Here is a 23,136-nt window from a genome sequence, read left to right on the forward strand (position 1 = left end):
GTGCCCATGCAGCAAAGTTTAAAGCTTCAATATCCTTCCCCCTCAAACGCGATTTAATGCTAAAATCGCGGCAATTGAATCTAATGAGCACCCCTTATGCTGTCTTGTAACAACATCACCATGCAGTTTGGCGCTAAGCCGCTGTTTGAAAATATCTCGGTCAAATTTGGCGACGGTAACCGCTATGGTCTGATCGGCGCCAATGGCTGTGGTAAATCAACCTTTATGAAGATCCTCAGCAAAGAGCTTGAAGCCAGCGCAGGTAACGTGTCCTATGATCCTAATGAGCGCATTGCCAAGCTGAACCAGGATCAGTTTGCCTACGAGGAATTCTCGGTAGTCGATACCGTTATCATGGGTCATAAAGAGCTGTGGGAAATAAAACAGGAACGCGACCGCATCTACTCACTACCAGAGATGAGTGAAGAAGACGGCATGAAAGTGGCCGATCTGGAAACTCAGTTTGCTGAAATGGATGGGTATGCGGCTGAAGCCAAAGCGGGTGAGCTACTGTTAGGCGTTGGTATTCCGACTGAGCAACATTACGGACCTATGTCAGAAGTAGCACCGGGCTGGAAGCTGCGAGTGCTGCTGGCACAAGTACTGTTTGCCGAGCCGGACATCATGCTGCTTGACGAACCAACCAACAACCTCGACATTTATACCATCAAGTGGCTGGAAGATGTGCTGAACCAGCGCGACTGCACCATGATCATCATCTCGCACGACCGCCACTTCCTGAATTCGGTGTGTACGCACATGGCCGATATCGACTACGGCGAGCTACGTATTTACCCGGGTAACTACGACGAGTACATGCTTGCGGCCACTCAGGCGCGGGAACGTCTGCTGGCTGACAACGCTAAGAAAAAAGCCCAGATCACTGAACTTCAACAGTTTGTATCACGCTTCTCGGCAAACGCTTCAAAAGCAAAGCAGGCCACGTCTCGTGCCAAACAGATTGATAAGATCCAGCTGGAAGAAGTGAAAGCCTCAAGTCGTCAGAATCCGTTTATTCGCTTCGAACAGTCCAAACAGCTGTTCCGTAATGCACTGGAGCTGGAAACCCTGTCACAAGGCTTTGAAGATGTGCTGTTTAGTGGTCTCAATGGCTTAGTTGAAGTGGGCGAAAAAGTCGCGATCATTGGTGAAAACGGCGTGGGTAAAACCACCCTGCTCAATACCCTGGCTGGCCGTATGGCGCCTAAGTCGGGTGAGTATAAATGGTCGGAGAATGCCAACATTGGGTACTATGCTCAGGATCACGCGGACGAATTCGAAAAAGATCTGGACCTGTTTCAGTGGATGGAGCAATGGCAGCAGGAAGGTGACGACGAGCAGGTGGTTCGCGGTTTCCTCGGCCGTATGCTGTTCTCGCAGAACGACATCAAGAAGTCAGTGAAAGTGATTTCCGGGGGTGAGCAGGGCCGAATGTTGTTTGGCAAACTGATGATGCACAAGCCAAACATTCTGCTGATGGATGAACCAACTAACCACATGGACATGGAATCTATCGAATCACTGAATATGGCACTGGAGCAATACGAAGGAACCTTGTTCTTCGTATCACACGACCGCCAGTTCGTTTCCTCTTTGGCAACTCGTATCTGGGAGATCAAAGGCGGTCAGATCATTGACTTCCAGGGTACATACGACGAATACCTGGCTAAGCAGGCCGCTGAGCAATAAAGGCGATTTTCTGGCCGCGCCCTGCGGCCAGACTCCCCACACAAATCACTTTTCAGTTGCACTCCTGCCATTTCCACCCCACTTTCCATGTCGTTTTTGCCTTGTGTATTAAATAAAAATAAGTATAAAAATCAGAATTTTGAGATTACCCTTACCGCCAAATCGTTCTAGAATATTTCTATTTTCCTCACTTTGTAAAAATTCGCTAGGATTTCTCCCGTTCAGGTTAGGCAAGGTGAAGCCGTCTTTTTTACAGGAAAAATAATGATGAAAGCGACTCTTCCCTACTCTACCTGCATAGTGCTACTGGCCAGTGCACCCGCACTAGCCGGCAAACCCCTTACGCCCATTGAACCCATCATGGTGACTGTCCCGGCGGGCAGCTTTGCCATGGGCAGTACAGAAAGCGAAAACACTCAACCCGTGCGTACTGTTACTCTGCCCGAGTTCAGCCTGGGGAAGTACGAGGTCACCGTCAGAGAGTATCGACACTTTGTAGAGGCCACCGGCTTTGAAGCTCCGCAGGCGTGCTATCACCAGCTGGACAACTGGTTCATCGGCAACACGCCCGGCAGCTGGGATAATAACAGCCTGACTCATAATGAGTTTCAGCCTGCTATCTGCGTAAGCTGGGCAGGTGCAAAAGCCTATGTTGACTGGCTGGCAAAAACGACCGGGAAACCCTACCGTTTGCCCAGTGAAGCAGAATGGGAATATGCGGCACGCGGCGCTGCCACAAGCCGGTTTTATTTTGGCAATGACCCGAAACACCCTTCTGTCTGTGAGTATGAGAATACCGCCGATCTGAGTGGCGAAGATGAGCTACAACGCACCACTAACAGCTCTTATGTCAACTTCGTTGATGGCTTTGCCGATTGTGTTGATCATGCGACCTATGCCAGCGTCGTCGGCATGTACAAACCAAACCCTTATGGTCTGCATGATATGCTGAGCAATGTTGCAGAGTTTATGGGTGACTGTTATCTAGACAACTACAATAATGCCTACTCTGATGGCCGCACATTCCTGTCAGAGCAATGTGAAACGCGCGCAACGCGCGGCAGCAGCTGGCACTGGAATATCTGGCCTGTGACACAACGCGGCGGGATGCCTGAAGACTTTGCAGGCGCCGCCGAGGGCTTTCGCATTGCACTGGATGGCCAGGCCCCCAAGCCCGGCAAAACAACTCGTCAGTTCGAGCAACAGCTCGCCTTTGCGCAACAGCAGGAACAAAAACGTCGGGACCAGCAGTTTGCTTATCCCCAGCCTGTCACTAACCTGAGGCTTTCCCAAACCGATGGTACAACGATGCTCAGCTGGGATAGCAGCAAAGAGGCTGATATTTTTGGCTACCGGATTTACCGCAATTACAGCGCTGGCTCTATGTTTGAATTGATTGCTGACAACGTCATCGACACGCAGTTTATCGACGCCAATGCCTCGCCCAATGTCTACGAATATACCGTGGTAGCCGTGCGCCGCAACCTACAAAGTAACTACAGTAACCTGGTCAAAACCCGTGGTACAGCGCTTGTAGTACCGGGCCGCATCGAAGCTGAATATGCACACACCGTCACTGGCGCGAATACCGCCAGAACCTCAGACACGGAAGGAAGATTAAACCTGACCGGTGGCGGTGGCATTGCCGAAGATGCAGAGATTGATTACCAGATCACTGTCAGTCAGAGTGGTCACTATCGACTGAGTTATCGAATTGCCGGGCCACGCGATGGTAAAGGCTTTTCAGTCAAAATCAACGGGGAAACGGTTTCAAAACACACGGTCAGTGGCACCGGTGGCTATCATGACTGGCAAACACAACAAGGAGAGCGTGTTTACCTGAGTGCAGGCGAGCATACCCTGAAACTTCAGTCCCACGACACCAACTGGAAACTCAACTGGCTAGCGCTGAAACGCGACTAATCATAAAAGCAGGGGAAACAAACTTTCCCCTGCGCTTGCAACCTATTCTGTTAAAGCCAGTATTCATCCACAAATTGCAACAACACAACGAAAACGCTCCCACAAGGTTGCCCATTCATTGAAATAAACGCTACTTTTTAACATAGGTCTGAAAAAGCGTTTCTTACTTTGATTAACCAGCAGACTTTATGGAATATGACTTAATATGCTAATCAAATATTGCCTCTTACTCACCGTCTTTCTCTGTTCATCGGGCTTAGGTGCGCGCTCGCTCTGTGACAGCCCCCAGTATCATGCTTTTGATTTTTGGATAGGTGAATGGCGGGTCATGTCAAAGGGGCAGTTTGCAGGCAACAGTAAAATCACCAAAATACTTAACGGCTGTGTCATTTTAGAGGAATATCAGGCAGTCTCCGGGTATAAAGGTAAGAGTTTGAATATTTTCGATAAACAGCAACAACACTGGCATCAAAGCTGGACCGACAATGCCGGTTTGCTGCTGCAACTCAATGGCAACCGCTACAACCACGGCATGGTGTTGCAAGGCCCGGGGCTGGACAGTGAAGGCAAGCCTGTTTTACACCGGATCACCTGGCAACCCAAAAAGAATAACACGGTACACCAGCACTGGCAGTCCTCAGGCAATGAGGGCAAGTCCTGGGAAACGCTATTTTATGGTATCTACCATAAAATTCAGTGAAGGGTAACCAGGCTCGCGCTCAGCAGGGCGTTGTGATAACCATGCTGTAGGTAAAAGGGCACACACTTACCTGTGCCCGTTTACATGAACCACGATTACTGCGGTGGAATTGCGGGCCAGTATCCCAGTACAAAATTATCCATTTCCCCTTTAATACTGACGCTGCCATAGCTACGAACCCGAACAATCATGCGAGATAACGGTCGCGAAGAGTCGACCGGGTAAACCTCATTCAGTTGAAAACTGCCCACCCCCAGCATACGCTCTGCACAATGGCTGTCATGTGCACCGGTCCTGTAATAGGCATCTGTACACACTCTGACGGGCGTGTCTTTTTGCGCTTCCATCAGCTGTACAGCCAACTGGGTATAGACTTTATCTGCATAGAATTCAGCGCCCCAGCCAAAGTAGTGTGTAAAGCCAGCCTGGCGCCACGGGCTCATCTCAAACCCCAGACTTTGCTCACCACTGATGACCTGTAGAGCCTGATTGATCAGAGAAACGTCTTGCGGCGAACGGGTTGTAAATCCACCCGTATCCGTTTCAAACCCCGACGTCGAGATCGTCACCAGACCATCCGGCAAGCTGGTACCCAAAAGCAGTGTCAAACTATTTAAGGACACCGCCCCGTCCGCGGTAATACGCAGCTCAGTAGAAGTAATATCTGTGGTCAGGCCATCACTACCCAGGTCAACAACAATCGGTACCACAGCAGTACTATTTGGTGCGATGTAATAACTGGGCGCAAAGGCAGCACTGTGATCGACGTCGCGAAACTGTTTTTGATAACTGGCACTGCCATAAAGCTGCGCATTTACCGGCTGCGAACCTGAATTAGTAATGCTAGCCTGATAGATCATATACTCCGGGTGGGTATGAGAGAAGTCAGGCGCAGCAAGGTGAAAGCGCGTACCGTAACTACCGGATGCTGTCTGGTTTAAACGCAAACTTGCCACCCCATTAGCATGCGTCAAAGTAGGAGCATCACTAAAAAAGGCGTCAACCTGTGCCTCGGTGAGCCCCGAGAAGTCTTGTCCTTGCGAGAAAAGATCCACTTCTGCATTGCTTTGATGGCTGCCCTCTTCGAGTGTTATTTCTAGATTATCCAGGTAGACGGTTTCATTGGGTAAAGCGTAGCTGTCAAGAAACCAGGTAACTTTGTGAATGGCTTTGCCCGCTGGCAAGGTCACCTGGCAGTCATGGGAATAAATACTGTCCTGATAGGTGGGTACTTCATCATTACGTGAAACATAAGACTCATACACATTACCATCGGCATATTCTATCTCAAACACACACTGCGCAATGGTGTAAGGGCTGCGGCTTGCGCTATCGGATAGTGGCATCGCAATATCAAACGATGCACTCAACCGACTCACCTGCGGCAGCGTTCGCATGATCAGCGCCTCAGTACCAACCCGATAGTGGCCTTCGCTGGTCATCGCCAGACTCTTTGCGCCGCTGATGGGTAACAGTGAAGTTGCTTCAAACTGGCTCAATGCGCCGTCTGCCACAAACAGACCGACATAGCCATCATCAAAATTCTGACTGACAAGGGCTGTTGTGTCAGAGGCCTGAACCGCTGCGGCAGACACCATCATACCAAGCAGGGGGAATACATATTTAGTCATTGTTTTCATTTCCTTTTTTATATCCCGCACACCTTATCGGCCCGCACTGAAAAACATTGAGCAAATACTCCATTTTTATTCCTGATTAAAAAATAGCATGGGATCTTTATTCCACATCCATTTTCTATTCACATTTAAAAAACACAATGTTAACCAAAGAATCTATTAGGTATGCTTCTGTATCCCTTGTATTTAAAGGGGATAGGTGAAATGACAAGGAGCAGAAAATAAAGTTAGTGAAATTAAGGATAAATCAATGTTAATATGAATTTACAAAATTATTTTATTCCATATGTCGATGCTTGTGACATACGCAGCTTAAAAAGACAGCAGACCTGTTGGCTGCTGCCCTCAACTAATGAAGACAACACACTAAGGGATTAACATGGATCTCAACTTTACCGAAGAAGTAATGTATACCCTGCCCTTTTATCTGGGCCCGCTATTTATTCTGGCAACCATCAATTTTTTGCGAAAACAAAAAAACTATCGCCTTAATGACACCCTGACCAATGCCACCATTGCACTGGGCAATCTGGGCTTGTCGTTTATCTTTTTACTCGCCGTGGTTGCTCTGTACACCCTGGTCTACAACGAGTACAGACTGGTCGACCTGGATCAGAGCAACCCACTGATTTATTTACTCGCATTCCTGGTTTATGACTTTTTGTATTACTGGAACCACCGCTTTCATCATATGATCGGGCTATTCTGGGCCGACCATCTGGTACACCATACGGCGGAGAATTTTAATTTTGGGGTATCCATCCGGATCAGCTATTTCACTGAGCTGACCATGTGGATGACCTTTATCCCCATGGCATTTATGGGTATTTCACTGGAAGTATTCCTGGCCGCCAGCTATACCCAAATTATCTGGGCATTTTGTATTCACACCAAGTACCTGAAAAAAACCCCTCGCGCAGACAAAATTTTTAATACCCCCTCTTTGCACCGCGTCCATCATGCGCGTAACCGTCAATATATAGACAAGAACTATGGGGGTATCTTAATCATCTGGGATCGTTTGTTTGGCACCTATCAGCGAGAGTTAGAGAGTGACCCGGTGGTATACGGCGTGCGCGAATCTTACCCCAGCTTTAGTCCACTAGTGATCAACTCCTATTACCTCAAAACCATCTGGCAAAAAATTAAATGCTCACGCTCGGTGTTTGAGGTGCTTTGCTCTATTTTTGCGCCACCGGCCTGGCTCCCTAAAAACGCCAATAAAGCCGATTTCTACTCGCTCACCGCCAAAGTAAAGTCCAAAGACTTTAAGCCAAAAGACCCTTACATCTGTAAACGCACCAAGTGGACTGCTTTCGTACGCTTTAGCAGTATTGTGGTGCTGTTTACCTATCTGATGAGTTATTTTGGCGAGCTCCCCACATTGCCTTTAGTGAGCCTGTCCCTGCTGTTTTTCTGGCTCTGTCACTTTAACGGCTTAGTGTTCGATGGCGCCAAGCTAGGCCTGCCTATGGAGGCCGTCACGCAAGTGTTATATGGCCTCATTTTGTACTGGGCCATCGAGACCGATCAAGCGGCCTGGATCACCTTAGGGACTGCCACGCTGGCACTGATATCTCTGTGTAATTACGTCATCTATCGCACCCGTCCAACTGCGCCAGTGGAACTCAGCGCAGAGCTCCAGTAGATGATATCGACTAAAGCTAAGTTAATATGATTGAAGGAAAAAATATGGAAACAATAAATCATAACTCGGACAGTCAAAGTGCCGGTGGAGGCGTCAATCGCGAGCATGGCCGCACCATAGCGCAAAGGTGGACCTTTGTCGGCCTGCACTTTGGCTTAGTGCTTTTCTGCGCCTGGCTGGCAGTAGCTGACGGCTGGACCCTGATTGGCCAACTGTTTGGCCAACAATGGACGCTGGTTGATAACGACAGGGCACTGCTTATGCTGGCCTGTGTGTTTGTCTACTGGCTACGCCATGCCATTACAGTGCTTTACCTGCTACAACGCAGAATTGACTGGGGAGAAGCTTTGGGTTTGCTGTGCTTTATGGCTTTTTTCGAAATAGGCCTGTTACTGGTCGGCGGTGGCGCATTCAGAAACGAGGTGATCCCTTTTGGGACTCTGGACATAGTAGCGCTGGTTCTGCTAATCGTTGGCTCGTATCTGAACAGTGGCTCTGAGATCCAACGAAAGTGGTGGAAACAAGACCCGGCAAACAAAGGCCGGTGCTACACAGAAGGTCTGTTTAAGCATTCAATGCACATCAACTACTTTGGGGATGTCGTGCTGTTCACGGGCTGGTGCTTACTGAGTTATAACTACTGGACGCTGTTGCTGCCCTTCTTTATGGCGTATTCGTTTATCAGTTTCCATATTCCGGCACTCGATGGCTACTTGTCTGAGCGTTATGGAGAGAAGTTCGACCAATACGCAGCCAAAACCAAAAAGCTGATCCCCTTCGTCTACTAACCTTGTCTGTCAGGCTCAGCGGCCCTCATCGCCTCTGAGTCTGACGTGTCATACCCTACCTATCTACCCGCAGCCATCAAATTGAGTGCCAGCAACTGTGCTTCATTCTGCATTCGCCAATCTGACGTTGCATGCTCACTGATATACTGTGCATAGAAGTCGCTATTCACGCCTGACTCAACTGGCATCTGACATAACAGCAACGCCACGTCGAGACCAATTCGGCGCTCTCCTGACAACTGAGCCAGCTCAAAGGCACGCAACGCCAGGGGCAAAAGTTCAGCCTGAGTTTGCACGGCTGCCGCGTACATGACTGACAAATAAGCATTTTCTGCATTATCCTGACGCACACTGGTGATCAGTGATTCGGCCTCCTCAAAACGCGCTTCACGCAAATAATAACGAACCAGCGATTTACGGCTGGACTGAGCCACCCAATGATTCGGTGTCAGTGCCGTATATTCCAGCACGCGCCGATAGTGTGGTTCTTTGTCAGCTGGTTTGTCTGCAAAAATAGCATAGTGGAAAGGCACTTTAGCAAAGTGGTAAACCGGCAGCTCATAGTCCCGCATTTTCTCCTCTGCCAGTCTTAAATAATGATACTTGTCATCATCCTGCTGATTTTTACTCGCCATTATCGACAAGTAAGTCAGCGCATCTAACTCTCTGGCAATGTCCTGTGTCTGTCGGGCCAGCTGTGCGGAATGAAGCAAGCTCGCTTTAACCTGCCCATAATCTCGCTGCAAATGATACAACCAGGAACGGCTGTGCCAGACGTCTGACTGAGCTCTCAGATCCTGACTAACCTCCAGCGCCTGCAATGCCATATCTAGTCTTATCAGACTGAGGTCGACCAGGTTTTTGCGTAACAAAATCTCCCCCTGATATGCCAGAGCACGCCCCTCTTGCTGAGTGTTAGTCTGCGCTTTGGCCAGCACGGCCAGTTTTTCAGCCATCGCCATCGCCTTCTCTAATTCGTGTACATCCAGATACGCATTGACCAATGCCCCCAGTAGGATCAGATCTTCAGGTGTCCGCTGATGAGCCTGCGTCAGCATGGCCAGCTTAAGGTCAGGTGAGTGGGCATGCTGCAACAAAGATGCAACGACCGGCTGACTGAGATGCTGATAGAGCTTCTGCTGCACGGCTTGTGAGGTTGCACCATGCAGCACCCCCTGCCACTGACCTGCCGGGCCTTTGAGCCAGAAAGTCAGATACCAAAGCGCATCAACCTGACGCACACTGGCTGTGAGGATCACCGGATGCTGCACTGCCACCTCAGGATACACCAATTCCTGCGATGTTCTGAAATTCGCCGCAGAAAGCGTAGTCAGGGACGTAAAATTCAGCTGTGTGGTGTCTTGTAGTTGCCACTGTTCAGGTTCCGAGCCTTCAAATGGCAAATAAGTTATTGAAAAGCTTTCCGATTGCGCTTCATCGCGCTGCAGCACAAAAACAAACGCCAGCAACACCAATAAGGAAATAAGTGATACCCCCAGCCAGTTGCTGACTCTGTGGCGTGCTGAAACGTCAGTGTCAACGGGTGTCACGGTTATGGGCGCATGAACAGTGTCCGAAGTGATGAGAGGGCGTGTTATCGGGGCGGCGTTCACGCCTGTTACCTGGCGCTGCCACTGGTAACCTCGCTTAGCAAAGGTTTTGATGGCATCATTACCAAATAAAGCACGTAAATGACTGATATTCTGAAACACAGCCTGTTCAGAGACGACTTTGTCTTGCCAGACCTGGTCCAAAATTTCCTCTTTACTCAGTACTCTGTGGGTATTTGCCAGTAACAGAGCCAGTAATTTTGCTTCATTATGACGAATAGCAAGTGCGGTGCCTGCACGAAGCAAGATCAAATCAATACTATCGAACTCAAAGTCATCGAACTGGTAGCGCATAGTGTTATGTAATTGTTATTGTCCTATTCAGTAACAAGCATAACCCAATTATGATTAAAACACTAAAGGTGCAACAACACAGCTTCTCGCTGTTTTTTGGTCATCTTCTGCACCACCAACAGAAACGAATTATCAATCATCCGCTCTATTTCTCCACGAGGTACAGAGCCGTCCAGGATCACCGTGTTCCAAAGTCGCTTATTCATATGATAACCGGGGATCACAGCCTCAAAAATATCCCGCAATGCCTGCGCCTCATCCGGATCACACTTCAGATTCAGCCACCAATGACGCGTTTCACCTTCGTTATATCTGCCCGGTGACAAGGTGGCGAACATTTTGTCTTTCACTTTAAACACATCTACATCGGGTCCAAAGGGTTGCCCGACGCTAGAAAAGGGTTTATTGAGCAGGTAAGTATGGGCTTGTGTATGGTCCATGTTTTAGTCCTTTAAAAATATCTAAACACACCATACACGTTCAAACACCGCCTGCCAATCCGCTAAATGACTGACTCACGCTCTCCATATGTTGTGAAAATATGCTTGTAGAAATGCGCTTTGTGAGCCATCAATAACGCAGCACGTTTATGAGGAAAATCAAACTCGAATTGTTTGTCGTAGCCGAGCTCTGCCATGCGGGTCATCAGTCGCGCATTGTCAGCTCTGGGTTCCAGCACAATACGCTGAGTCTGTGGCTGACTCTGATAGATTAAATGGCTGAGGCTGGTCATCCAGCCGCGAAAGTTCTCAGGGCCACGGCAACTTTGCTCACCCACTAGCAAATGTATCCCGCGATCATACACTGACGCCTCATAATAGTGTGCCAGCTTGTCTTCTGCCGCCCAGTATACTTCCAGATAAGCAAAAGGCTGCTGATCCAGATAGCCTATCAAAGGCAAAGTGTGGGCATCGGCTAGTTTGTCACTCAAGTACTGCCATTGTTTTTCTTCACTCCAGGCTTGTTGCCAGAAGTGCGCAACCCTGGGGTCGTTCATCCAGCGGCACAAACGTGGCAAATCATCTAGGCAGATTAATTTAATTGAAAAACGCTTGTCCAAAAAAGTGTTGTGGTGATAGGCCAGTTCAGCCCCCATTTGGCACGCTCCGATATGCACATTTTGCTTTGTCCAAAACTCACTCAAAGTCATATACTCATCATTAAAGTTACACTACATTACAAAAATATGACGATTGTAATGAGAAGTAATTTACCCAAATAGGTACATAATAATGCATAGCTGGAGAAATTAAATAACCAGTTTACCTGGTGTGGGAACTTCGACAGTTTTAAGCTAGAAATGTACGCAACTAAGCCCAAAACAGATGCCAGAGGGTACTCTATAAAACATTAACATCAGACCTTTTGCACCAATTTAGGTTAAATACAAATGCGGACTGATATCAAACTTCGTTTGCTTTTTATAAATAATTATAAAAAGCTCGTCAGTACTGACCACAATTCCCAGGGGTTGTCCAGCTCAAGCCTGGTGGGCTCTATACTGAAGGTATTGATAAATAATAAGGTCAGTTTGGCAGGTAACACATATGAAACGAACGCAGCACAAACAACTTTTATCACGCGCATAATTTGCGACACATCCATTCCACATAACAACAACACTGCAGGTTTTTACTTTGCCTGAACCGGGCACTTTATAACAAACCCATTTTCTACATCCGATTTAAATCCCACCTTTTCATACAACTTGTGCGCGCTGGTTCTTGTTGCGCCAGACAACAACATCACCTTGTAACAATGCTGTTCCCAGGCAAACGACAACGCCTTTTCGAGCACCCGCTCACTGAGCCCCTGGCGACGAAACGACTCTGCGGTAATGACATGTTCAATAATGCCAAATGGGCGACACCCATTGGTGAGTGTCGGAACAACGCCCAACTGACAGGTTGATGCAAGCTGCCCGTCTACCTCAGCAACCACAATGCTGACGCCCGGGTTATTTAGCATCCCGGCCCAGGTCGATTCAAGCACCAGCTCGCTCATATCGGGATCATGTCCACGTAACTCTTTATACAGCTTCACGACGGCGGATAAATCTTGCGGTGTTGCTACTCGAATGTTGGTCATCTTTGCACCTCGTCCTTAATTTCAGTAAGCATGTTTTTAGGCCTGCATTTGAAAACGCAAGACTCTGATTTCTTGTACTGAGTGACTGTTCCGTCATTACATCACTCACTATAGTGATGATTAATTTACCCTACGCGAGCTGAATATATACAGCAGTATTCAGCCATCGGATAAAAAGAAAGGGCTCTGTTGAGCCCTTTTCAGTTCACTGAGGATAACAGATTAAATCTGCGGCAATGACTGACCTGGGACCCAGGGTGCCCCTTTGGCTTGCAGTTGCTGCTCAAACGCAGGAATGGTCTCGTTCAGAATGGTCTGCAGTTCATTGCGGATCGCTCTGAGTTCTTCCGTTGCCAGATCCACGCTGGTACGAATAGCCGGGGTCGGGCCATACGTCGAGAAGCTGGTGCCGATCAGAGCGTGGAACAGGCGGTCACCTACTGTAGCCGTGTTATTCGAGGCACCCACCTGGTTTTTAGCGGGATTACCGTTCAGGCGGCTATCCAGCGCCAGTAACTGGTTGCGGATGGTGGCAAACTGGCCGTCAAACTCACCCAACTCCACGGACGTGCGATCCAGTGACTGTTCAAGCATATCCAGACGCTTCACGGCTCTACCCAATGCCTGACCTGTGGCACTGGCCACGCGCTGCACATTAGCCAGCTCTTTCCAGAACGCCGCCACTTTTTCGCCATCAATAGCTTTCAGCGCATTACGCTGGTGTAACTGCACCACTTTAAAGGTTTGCGGCGCCTCTAATTGGGTGATCTGGCCATCGACCTCTTTGCTCATGGTAACGCTGTACGTGCCCGGTGTCACCAGTGAGCCTTGTGGGTTAGGCGAGAAATAATTGCCCTGTACGCCTATGGCCTGATGCGCTGGCCAGCGCAGATCCCAGTTAACCCGGTGCAGACCTTTTTTGGCCTTACCTTGTACCTTGCGGATCACATTACCCTGCTCATCGCGAATAGTGAACCAGATAGCAGGCTGCTGTTGACGCACCTCAGCTTCGAGTTTATCCCATGCTGGGACACCCACCGACTTATCATCTTCTTGCAGCGCTTTTTCTGTTGCCTGGCGCTGTGCCTTGAGGCTCTTGATGTCGTCTTTCAGGTAGTAGGTAAAAGTGGCCCCAAAATCCGGATTCGGCGCACGGTATTTGTTACCACCCTGAGTGCCCACTTCACCCCCACCAAGCGGGCTGCGCTCGATATACCATAGCGCATCACGGGTTGGGAATAGCAAAGACCCCTGCTCCAGCTTGTCTTCTGACAGGTTACGCAGCGCCCGATAGTCATCCAGAACAAAGAAACCCCGGCCAAAGCTGGCCCCCACCAGATCATTTTCACGACGCTGGATAGCCAAGTCGCGGAACGAAATCGTAGGCACATTACCCGTCAGCTCGACCCAACGCTTACCGCCATCCACTGTAAAGAACAAACCAAATTCAGTCCCAGCGAACAACAGATCCGGGTCGACATGGTCTTGTACTACACGCCAAACCAGATGTTTGTCGGGTAAATTGCTTGCAATAGACTTCCAGGACTTACCACGGTTGGTACTTTTCAGTAAGTAAGGCTTATAATCGCCGAACTTGTGGTTATCAAGCGAAATATATACAGTATCAGGATCGAATAAGTCCGCTTTGATGTCATTAATAAATGCTGTATCTGGCACCCTAGGTAATCGTTTGACATCCACTTTACGCCAGGACTTCCCTCCATTTTCAGAGATCTGAATATGGCCATCGTCGGTACCGGCATACAGCAAACCTTCCACCAGGGGAGATTCAGACAAGGATGTAATGGTGCTGTATTGTGACATCGCAAACATATCCCAGGCACCATCCCAGCCCTGCTTACCACCCATGATAGGCTGATGAATGCGCTCTCGATTCTTAGTCAGGTCACCCGAGATGGGTGTCCAGCTGTCACCCCGATCTTCCGACTGCCACACCCTGTGTGAGGCAAAGTATAATCGTGACGGTTTGTGTGGGCTGACCAGAATGGGGGCATCCCAGTTAAAGCGTTCAGGCTTTTCACCCTTACCAGGCTGAGGCTTAATATAAACTATCTCGCCTGTGGTGCGGTCGTAGCGAGTCAGGTTGCCCTGCTGCCATTGCGCATACACAATATCCGGGTTACCCGGCTCAGTGGCAGGCTGATGACCATCACCAAACAACACCACTTTCCAGTCGGTATTGAGAATACCGTGACTGTTTAGAGTACGAGAGGGGCCACCCTGAGTATTGTTATCCTGTGTCCCACCGTAAATGTTATAAAACGGCTTATGGTCATCCAGTGCCAACTTGTAATACTGAGTGACAGGCAAATTTTCGTGGTAGCGCCAGTGCACACCACTGTCGAAGCTTTCATATAAACCACCGTCAGAACCCACCATCATGTAGTTCTTATCACCAGCGATAAATTCCATGGCATGGTTATCGCCATGTTTATCTTTTTCTTCCATCCGTTTAAAAGATTTGCCACCGTCTTTGGACTCATGCAAACGTACACCAGCCAGGTAGATATGATCAAAATGGTGAGGGCTGGCGTAGAGTTCCTGATAGTAATGTGGTCCGGTACCACCAGCAACAGCATCGGCCCCTTTAACCCAGGAGGCACCCCGATCAGCCGAACGGTACACGGCACCTGTGCGACGGTTCAATTCAATGGCAGCGTACACAACATCCGGGTCTATCGGCGAGACTTCAAGGCCGATTTTGCCCATTTCCCCTTGCGGTAACCCTTGCGCCAACTTGTGCCAGGTTTTGCCGCCATCGGTAGATTTATGTAACCCGGAACCCGGCCCCCCACCATAATACGCAGCTACGGTACGATGGCGTTGCCAGGTAGCAGCATACAATACGTTGGGATCACGTGGGTCAATAGCGACATCGGTCACACCGGTCCAGTCATTGTCACCCAGCACTTTGTTCCAGGTTTTTCCGCCATCGGTGGTTTTGTACAAACCACGCTGACCACCTTTGCTCCACAGTGGACCCTGTGCAGCCACCCACACTGTGTTTGAGTCTGCTGGGTGTACAATGATCTCCGAAATATGCCCGGAGTTTTTCAGCCCCATATTGGTCCAGTTTGCGCCACCATCATGACTGACATAGATTCCATCACCAAAGCTGACGTGGCGACCACCAACGTTTTCACCCGTGCCTACCCAAACGGTATTGCTGTTATTTGGGTCCAACACCACAGCACCGATTGAATAAACGGGCTGATCATCAAAAATGGGTTGCCAGGTCACACCCGCATTATTCGTTTTCCATACTCCGCCGGAACCAACCCCAACATACCAGACACTGGTATCTTTGGGGTCAATGGCGATATCAGCGATACGGCCTGACATAAAGCCAGGACCAATATTTCTCAGCTCTAACCCTTTAAAAGTGGCAGCAGAGAGTACCCCTTCGTCCCCTTTGGCAGCCAGCCCAGGTAAGCTACAGAGCGCAGTGGCTGCACCGAACAATGCAATACGCATAGTGCGGCCAAGTTTTAGTTGATGCATACATTTTCCCTATTTTTATTTTTGGATTACCCAGAGTGTTACAACATCACACCTTGAGAAACTCATTAACCGTATGTTACTTCCTTGATTGGTGCAATAAGTGTGCGTTGGCGCTCAAATAAAACGCGATAAAAGCCAGAGGTGAGCAACCTAAAGGTCAGTTCCATACAAAAAATGGCATTTAGAGGTATGATTTATCTAGAAAAGCAGTCTTAAAGGGAGCGTGCTGGTTATGTCGGACAAAGTCTGTCTAACCCGCTTCTTACTGCCCCTCTCAGGTTCGATATCGCCTAGCGTGAACAATTTTGTGAATTACTGTTAATTAGTGCGGGCAGTGGTTCAAGGCAGTGCCTGAATGATTAAACACCACATACCCGAAAAATGCAGGTATTAAGCAGAGTTGCGCTTTACACTCCAGCTGGCTGCTTTTGCTTCATCAGGGCCACAGCCAGGCCAGAGGCGATAAATGTCGCGCCAGCTCCCACATTCAGGCCCAACACAAAACGAGGCTTCTGTTGTAACCACGCCGATAGATGAGATGAGAAAACCCCCATCAGCGCAAACCCTACTGCTGTCAGCAAAGCAAACCAGATACCATAGCCAAGCATTTGAGCCGTGACTGAGCCCAACTCAGGATTCACAAACTGCGGCACAAACGCCAGCACAAAAATACCCGGCTTGGGGTTCAGCGCGGCAGATAGAAAGCCCGTGGAAAAAATTCGTAGTAATGGCTGAGCCGGCGCATCGTGCAGCGAAAACAACTGACGGGTCCTGAGCACCTTTACGCCCAGCCAGATAAGGTAAGCCGCTCCAACCAGCTTGACCGCATAAAAGGCAATCTCCGAGGTTTGGATCAGCAAAGTCAGACCAAAAGTTGCAGCCAGAACATGAAATAATATCCCGGCACCTGACGATAGCCCGGACACAATGGCTGCCAGCCGCCCCTGGCTCAAACCGCGTGCTATCGCCAGCAAATTATCAAGCCCGGGCGAGATCACCAGTAGCAGGCATGCCAGGCTGTAGGTCAGGAAAACATCAAGCGGAAACATACAGGCTCCTTATTGTGGGTGCTTACTGAGCCTATATCTTATCGGGACATCGCGTCAACCGATTACATATCAACCAGAGAAAGAAAAAGAAACTATTTAGGTCCGCAGACACAAATGATAGTTGATATCATTTGTATTTTTAGAATAATCCAGTATCATTCCTTGAAAAAATTATTTAACTACCTCTAAACTCTCTGGAAACTCTACGCATGAAATTGAATATACTGGCTAAATCTGTCGGTTTAGCACTTATTTCTACCGCTACCACCTTCACTGCTATTGCGGATGAAGAAAAAGAAATGGATGTAATCGTAGTACAAGGTCAGAAGATTGATCGCACACTTCAAGATACACCAAGCAGCGTTGCTGTGGTTACTCGCAAAGACATCGAAAGCAACAATATCCAGAACATTAATGATGCATTTTCAATGATGCCAAACGTAGCAGGTGACTTTAATGAGAGTTTCAGCATTCGTGGTATCAATGCATTTTCAGTATCAGGGGGTGGTAACAGTTATTTGACCAGTATGTATCTAGATGGCGCACCACTACCATACAGAATGGTGAAAAGTGGCGGTCTATCTGTGTGGGACCTTGCTCAGGTAGAGGTATTCCGGGGTCCTCAGTCAACGCTTCAAGGGCGTAACGCATTGGCTGGTGCCATTATGATCCGTTCACAGGATCCAACCTACGAGCCATCAGCTAAATTCAAGGCAACTGTCGGTCAGCACGGACAACAAGAGTACGCATTTGCAGGCGGTATGGGCCTTGTCGATGACATGCTGGCGTTTAGAATCAGTTACGAAGATAAACAAACGGATGGAGACATCGACAATATCACCCGTGGCGATACATCCAACTTTGAGGAAAGCCAGACCTTACGCACTAAAGTATTGTTTGAACCTAACGACGATGTCGATGTGCTACTCACATACACCAATAACGAAAATCGTTACGGCCCTCAGTGGAGCCTGTATGATTTTGGTAACTCCCCATTTGATCGCACAGTCGATTTCAACTCACACATCTGGGAAGAAACCAAAACTGACATCTACAACCTGGAAGTTACCTGGGATTTGAATGCAACAACATCGCTGCATTCGATCACAACTTACAACGAATCTGATTATCGCTACAACTGGGATGGCGATATGCAGCCTACTCAGATAGTAAAGGATAACAAGGACCACAGAATTGATGAAACTTTTAGCCAAGAGCTAAGACTAACCTATCAATCTGATGACATTCAGGCTGCATTCGGCTTGTACACATCTCAGGTTGATGTAGAAGACCAGGCTCAAGGTGAGCGCTTTTTGACTATCCAGCAAGCCGTCGGTGTGCCGGACTTAGCAACAGCCGTCACTGGCTTATTGATGCAACAAGGACTCCCGGTGGAGACCGCAATGCAAACAGCTGGCATGATTGTTCCTCTTTACCCGAACATCGACCCTATCATTCTTGGACTGGGTTATGGGCTTAATCAAAAAGTCAAAACTGCGGCATTTTATAGTGACGTAACCTGGTCGGTTACTGAACAAATCGATATTCTGGCGGGCCTACGTTACGATACTGAAGAACAAACAAACAGCGCGAATAACAATTATACAATAAACAACTCAATGCCAGATCCAGCGCAAGTGCCTGCACAACTTGCGCCGATTATTACGGGGATCAACGCATATTTGCATAGCTTTGCAGAATCTGCATCGGGTGTGGAGCCAGAAACTACTGAAGACTTCAGTGCCTGGTTGCCTAAGTTAGGTGCGACTTATCATTTTAATCAAGATATGTCGACCAGCTTCATTTATCAAAAAGGTTATCGTTCAGGCGGCGTTGGATTCAATATTGCCCGCTCTCGTATCTTCAGCTACGACCCAGAATACACCAACAACTACGAACTATCATTCCGCTCAGTTTGGCTAGATGGCAAACTGGTCGTCAATGCCAATGCATTTATGCTGAAATGGCAAGACCAGCAAGTGAAGAAAGAACTTTCAGACGCATTATATGACGAAGAAACCGTCAATGCCGCGGAGTCTGAAGTTAAAGGCATAGAAGTTGAGGCCTTTTACTATCCAAGTGATAATTGGTCAGTCACAGCAGGTGTTGGACTGGCAGAGACCAAATTCACGGATTTTGGTGCTCAAACTGGCCGCCCTTTTGCTGACGCGCCTGAGTGGACAGCTAATCTTGCAACCAATTATGCCTTTGACAATGGCATCTATGTTAACCTAAACGCAAAATATACCGATGATAGTCTGGCTTATATGGACCCCGCTCGTTCATTAGGCCCTGTTAAATATGCACTCAACAATGACCCAAGGCACGATCAACGTACCATTGTGAACACACAGCTGGGCTATAAATGGGATAACTACACAGTGCGCCTTGACGTCAGAAACCTCTTTGATAAAGATTACATCAGTAACTACTTCAAAGAAGCTGACAACGAGGGTAACCCATATACTAGTTATGGCCAGCAGTACCTTGGTAAATCTCGTCAGGTGTCATTAACGCTTCAGATGGATTTCTAAGCGTTTACGAACACCCATATTTAAAAAGCCGCCATCGGGCGGCTTTTTATTACAACAGATTTTTGCCATCAAATTCACTAATCGAAAGCAAACGTGGGTCCAGTCCATCTACACAACCTAAGTTTACTCGATAAGCGCCCGGCTCGTATGTCGTGTCATGAAATGGGTAGATCCCACACACCTTGCAAAAGTAATGATTCACATCACAATCGCCCCAATGGTAAGTACTTAACTGTGCTTTACCTGATAACAGTGAAAACGCTTCTGATGAGAAGCTTTGCTTCGACATAATGGCGTTTTTTCTGATACACACAGAGCAATTGCATTGTAGTGCCTCTGTGATCTGCTCACTTTCAAACTCAAATCGCACCGCTTTACAGTGGCAGCTTCCTATATATTTCATTGTTCTTCCTTATATAATCCATTTACACTGTATATAAACACAGCCAAAAGGAAAAGGGAAAATTGTTCTGTGTGTTACAATCAACATAAAAAACTTTGAATTCCCTTAGCTATCAAAAAGTTAAAACATGGATGTTTATGAAAATCATTGTTGCCGATGACCACCATATTGTCAGGCAGGGACTGCTTGCTCTTATTCAAAAAGCACAAATTGGCACCATCATCGCCGATACCGATTCAGGCGAACAAGCATGGTCTCTGATCCGCTTACATGAACCAGATATCGCAATTTTGGATATCACCATAGGCGACATAAGCGGGTTGAGTATCTGCCGCCGCATACAGGCACATGAACTGAAAACACGGGTGATCTTCCTTACCGAGCATAAAGATATCAAAGTCATCGACTATGCCCTGGAGGCAGGGGCATCGGGTTACTTGCTCAAAAACGATACCTTTGCCACTTTGGTTGATGCTATGCAGGCCGTATACCTGGGTAAGGGTTACATCAGCCCCGCCAACAAAAAACAGCTACATCATTACCGCACCAACAAGTCTGATTTTGAGATCACATTCAGAGAAAAAGAAATAATCCGCCACATTGCTCAAGGGCAAACCAATAAAGAGATTGGCGAAGCCCTGTGTATTTCGGCCAAAACAGTGGATGCACATCGTACCCGGGTTATGAAAAAGCTTGGGTTCAATAAAGCAGCCCAGTTAGTGCGCTTCGCGCTCAAAGAAGGCATTTGCTTCTGATCTATTCTGCCAATTTAGGTACCTTAATAAGGTAAATACCCTATACCCTTTTTGTCATCGTGACTCTAAGATAAGCTCGCGCAAACAAAATGTTGAAGGATCCTCAACGATTTCAAAATAATTAAGGACAACAAAATGACTATATGATGACGGCTCACCTTCACCACGACGGTACCATCCCCCAGCAGGATGCGAACTTTGACAAGCAAAGACGACTAAGCCTGGGGGTGCAAACACCCTCCCATAATTTAAGAGGACCTGGCACTTTTACCAACACAACTCTGGGTTAGATGCGCTAGAGATGTTGGTAACTTGTTCAGGCATTTAATAATGTAAATCCAATAATACCCGTATATTCAAGGACTAGACAATGAAACTAATCTCCGAAATTATCGGTGCAAATCAATTCGCCCAAACCACACTGGCCAGTTCAGGTAAGCGCCTGTCACGTATCGCGTTGGCAATCGCTCTGTGCAGCTTACCTACACTAAGTCACGCAATTTCGCCACTCAAAGTAGGTAGCGAATTTTTAGTCAATACACATACTTCAGAGCGCCAAAACTCCCCTTCAGCAGGCCGCCTCAATGACGGACATTTCTTGATCGCATGGGAAAGTCAAAAACAGGACGGCAGTGATAGTGGTATTTATGCACAACGTTACGATGCGTCGGGCAGCCCTCTAGGGTCTGAATTTCGCGTCAATAGTATGACCAGCGGATTCCAAATGCGGCCTCAGGTTGCGACGCTTCATGATGGGAGCTTTGTAGTCGCTTGGGAAACAAACGGAGCCGATGGAACAGGGATCGCTGCGCAACACTTCAATGCTGATGGCACCCGTGCCGGCGGAGAAATAACACTGTATAAAAACGCTACTCGAATAGTTAGCAAAATGTCCATTTCCACTCTGGCGAGCGGAGGATATCTCATCGGGTGGGTTGAACATTCCTTGAATTATTCAAGTTCAGAGGCATTTGTTCGCGCCTTTAATAACCGTGGCGTAGTGCAAACACCTCAACTCATAAGGAAGTCGGGAGCATATCTACCCAGCATTGTAGAAACCAGTGACAATGGATTTTTTATGATTGCATCGTCCAAAAGCGACGTTCGTCTTATAGGTCAACGATATGATGCCAACGGCAACATCAAAGACTCGGAATTTTATATCAGTACAACAAGTGATTTTAAAGACTTCGATTACTCGCTAAGCCGACTAAGCAACGGCGAATTCGTCGCAGTTTGGACCAGCTTAGGTCGCGATGGTGAAAATAGTGGCGTATATGCAAGGCATTTTGATACTAATGGTATTGCAAAAGGGCCTGATTTCTTGGTCAATACAGTTACGCGAGGCCAACAAATGAGGCCTACTGTCGCAGCACTTGATAACGGTGGCTACCTGGTTAGCTGGCATGAAGACAGAACCCAGCATGGCATTTCCGTACAAGCATTTAACAACGATGGTAGCCGCAATGGAGAAGTCTTTTTAGCCAACACTAGCACTGATAAGATACCGTTTGAACCTACTATCAGCATCCTCAGTGAGAGAGATTTTATCATTGGTTGGACGAGCCAGGCGGCCTCAAAAGACACCAACATTTATGCACAACGATTCCAGCTTGAAGCCGCTCAGGCTAATACAATGACAATCACGCTGCCGCAAACCACAGTGTTAGAAGGTGACGTGGTCACGCTGCCCCTGCAAGTATCTGGTGCTGACATTTACGGCCTGGATGCCGTGGTGAGCCTGAGTGATACCACCAAAGCCCGCATTTCTGGCGGGGAATATGGCGAGTTTCTGCCTTCGGATGAACGTTTATCCGTGCCCATGGGTATCAGTGACAATCAATGGGATGGTGCACTGGCGCTGATGGCCCCGGCCACCGCCAAATCGGGCGAAGGTAACTTTGCCACTGTCACCCTGATTGCCGAGCAAGCCGGGTCGGTGAACCTCACCTTGCAAGCACAAATGACCGACCAGCAAGGCAACTACCTGCTCCAGGATAATACCGACTATACATTGACCATCCAAGAATCCGTGACTTTGACCGGCAATGTTGCCGACTTAGGCATTGCTGGTGACTTTATATACGTCACCCTCACTATCAACGGACAGCGTGTCACCATTAATCCCGATGGCAGCTTTTCCGTGCGCGTCGGCCTGGGCGAGGTCACTATGTCTCTGAGTGCACCGGGCCACCTTACGGCCGAGAAACAAGTCACGCTGGCTGCGGGTCAGGCTGATATCGACTTTGGTCAGATTAACCTCGTCGGCGGTGACAGTAATGGCGATAACCTCATCGACATTGCTGACCTGACTCAGTTACTGGGTGCCTACCGCTCTGTCGATGGCCAACAAAACGGTTATGTGATGGCCGCTGACTTTAACCGTGACGGTGCCATTAACCTGCAGGATTTGACCCTGCTGGGTGCCAACTTTGGTAAACAAGGACCACAAAGCTGGTAACAAAAACGACAGGGGAGGGTCTTACACTAACCCCT

Annotated in this window: 16 protein-coding genes; 8 read left to right on the top strand and 8 right to left on the bottom strand. The window is 48.2% G+C overall.

Annotation, left to right across the window (positions count from 1 at the left end; all coding sequences use genetic code 11):
* The first annotated feature begins 96 nt into the window (after positions 1-96).
* The 3 genes from AT705_RS07910 to AT705_RS07920 all read left to right on the top strand — a co-directional run bounded on the left by AT705_RS07910 (position 97) and on the right by AT705_RS07920 (position 4,312).
* Positions 97-1,689, top strand: a complete 1,593-nt coding sequence (locus AT705_RS07910; RefSeq protein WP_058796169.1) for an ABC-F family ATPase — start codon at positions 97-99, stop codon at positions 1,687-1,689.
* A 264-nt stretch (positions 1,690-1,953) separates the two neighbouring features.
* Positions 1,954-3,612, top strand: coding sequence for an SUMF1/EgtB/PvdO family nonheme iron enzyme (locus AT705_RS07915; protein WP_237113798.1), 1,659 nt, complete (start codon positions 1,954-1,956; stop codon positions 3,610-3,612).
* A 205-nt stretch (positions 3,613-3,817) separates the two neighbouring features.
* Positions 3,818-4,312, top strand: a complete 495-nt coding sequence (locus AT705_RS07920; RefSeq protein WP_157576704.1) for a hypothetical protein — start codon at positions 3,818-3,820, stop codon at positions 4,310-4,312.
* Positions 4,313-4,407: 95 nt separating this feature from the next.
* Here the strand turns inward: AT705_RS07920 and AT705_RS07925 are convergent, their stop codons facing one another.
* Positions 4,408-5,943: a hypothetical protein gene (locus AT705_RS07925; RefSeq protein WP_058796171.1), complete on the bottom strand. Its 1,536-nt coding sequence runs from the start codon at positions 5,941-5,943 to the stop codon at positions 4,408-4,410.
* A 385-nt stretch (positions 5,944-6,328) separates the two neighbouring features.
* Between AT705_RS07925 and AT705_RS07930 the strand changes: the two genes are divergently transcribed.
* Together AT705_RS07930 and AT705_RS07935 are read left to right on the top strand one after the other, a co-directional pair.
* Complete coding sequence (locus AT705_RS07930) at positions 6,329-7,597, top strand: sterol desaturase family protein (protein WP_049864432.1); 1,269 nt, start codon at positions 6,329-6,331, stop codon at positions 7,595-7,597.
* Between the two features lie 44 nt (positions 7,598-7,641).
* A complete protein-coding gene (locus AT705_RS07935; protein ID WP_058796172.1) occupies positions 7,642-8,385 on the top strand; it encodes a DUF1295 domain-containing protein in 744 nt (247 codons plus the stop codon).
* Positions 8,386-8,444: 59 nt separating this feature from the next.
* Here the strand turns inward: AT705_RS07935 and AT705_RS07940 are convergent, their stop codons facing one another.
* The 6 genes from AT705_RS07940 to AT705_RS07970 all read right to left on the bottom strand — a co-directional run bounded on the left by AT705_RS07940 (position 8,445) and on the right by AT705_RS07970 (position 16,948).
* Positions 8,445-10,289: a winged helix-turn-helix domain-containing protein gene (locus AT705_RS07940; protein WP_058796173.1), complete on the bottom strand. Its 1,845-nt coding sequence runs from the start codon at positions 10,287-10,289 to the stop codon at positions 8,445-8,447.
* 62 nt (positions 10,290-10,351) lie between these two features.
* Positions 10,352-10,729, bottom strand: a complete 378-nt coding sequence (locus AT705_RS07945; protein ID WP_058796174.1) for an MmcQ/YjbR family DNA-binding protein — start codon at positions 10,727-10,729, stop codon at positions 10,352-10,354.
* 62 nt (positions 10,730-10,791) lie between these two features.
* Positions 10,792-11,439: a GNAT family N-acetyltransferase gene (locus AT705_RS07950; protein WP_237113799.1), complete on the bottom strand. Its 648-nt coding sequence runs from the start codon at positions 11,437-11,439 to the stop codon at positions 10,792-10,794.
* Positions 11,440-11,921: 482 nt separating this feature from the next.
* Positions 11,922-12,377: a GNAT family N-acetyltransferase gene (locus tag AT705_RS07960; protein ID WP_058796177.1), complete on the bottom strand. Its 456-nt coding sequence runs from the start codon at positions 12,375-12,377 to the stop codon at positions 11,922-11,924.
* A gap of 222 nt (positions 12,378-12,599) precedes the next feature.
* Positions 12,600-15,899, bottom strand: coding sequence for a VPS10 domain-containing protein (locus tag AT705_RS07965; protein WP_058796178.1), 3,300 nt, complete (start codon positions 15,897-15,899; stop codon positions 12,600-12,602).
* A 407-nt stretch (positions 15,900-16,306) separates the two neighbouring features.
* Positions 16,307-16,948: a LysE family translocator gene (locus AT705_RS07970; protein WP_058796179.1), complete on the bottom strand. Its 642-nt coding sequence runs from the start codon at positions 16,946-16,948 to the stop codon at positions 16,307-16,309.
* A 209-nt stretch (positions 16,949-17,157) separates the two neighbouring features.
* Here AT705_RS07970 and AT705_RS07975 point away from each other — a divergent pair, with 209 nt between their 5' ends.
* Positions 17,158-19,482: a TonB-dependent receptor gene (locus tag AT705_RS07975; protein ID WP_058796180.1), complete on the top strand. Its 2,325-nt coding sequence runs from the start codon at positions 17,158-17,160 to the stop codon at positions 19,480-19,482.
* 49 nt (positions 19,483-19,531) lie between these two features.
* Here the strand turns inward: AT705_RS07975 and AT705_RS07980 are convergent, their stop codons facing one another.
* A complete protein-coding gene (locus tag AT705_RS07980) occupies positions 19,532-19,885 on the bottom strand; it encodes a GFA family protein (protein WP_058796181.1) in 354 nt (117 codons plus the stop codon).
* Positions 19,886-20,022: 137 nt separating this feature from the next.
* Between AT705_RS07980 and AT705_RS07985 the strand changes: the two genes are divergently transcribed.
* Together AT705_RS07985 and AT705_RS07990 are read left to right on the top strand one after the other, a co-directional pair.
* The gene (locus tag AT705_RS07985) at positions 20,023-20,640 is read left to right on the top strand and encodes a response regulator (protein ID WP_058796182.1); all 618 of its coding nucleotides are present in this window, start codon (positions 20,023-20,025) and stop codon (positions 20,638-20,640) included.
* A gap of 370 nt (positions 20,641-21,010) precedes the next feature.
* Entirely contained in the window at positions 21,011-23,101 is a 2,091-nt protein-coding gene (locus tag AT705_RS07990) for a dockerin type I domain-containing protein (protein ID WP_058796183.1), read from the top strand.
* Positions 23,102-23,136: the final 35 nt, after the last annotated feature.

Source organism: Pseudoalteromonas rubra, from assembly GCF_001482385.1.
Lineage (GTDB): Bacteria > Pseudomonadota > Gammaproteobacteria > Enterobacterales > Alteromonadaceae > Pseudoalteromonas > Pseudoalteromonas ardens.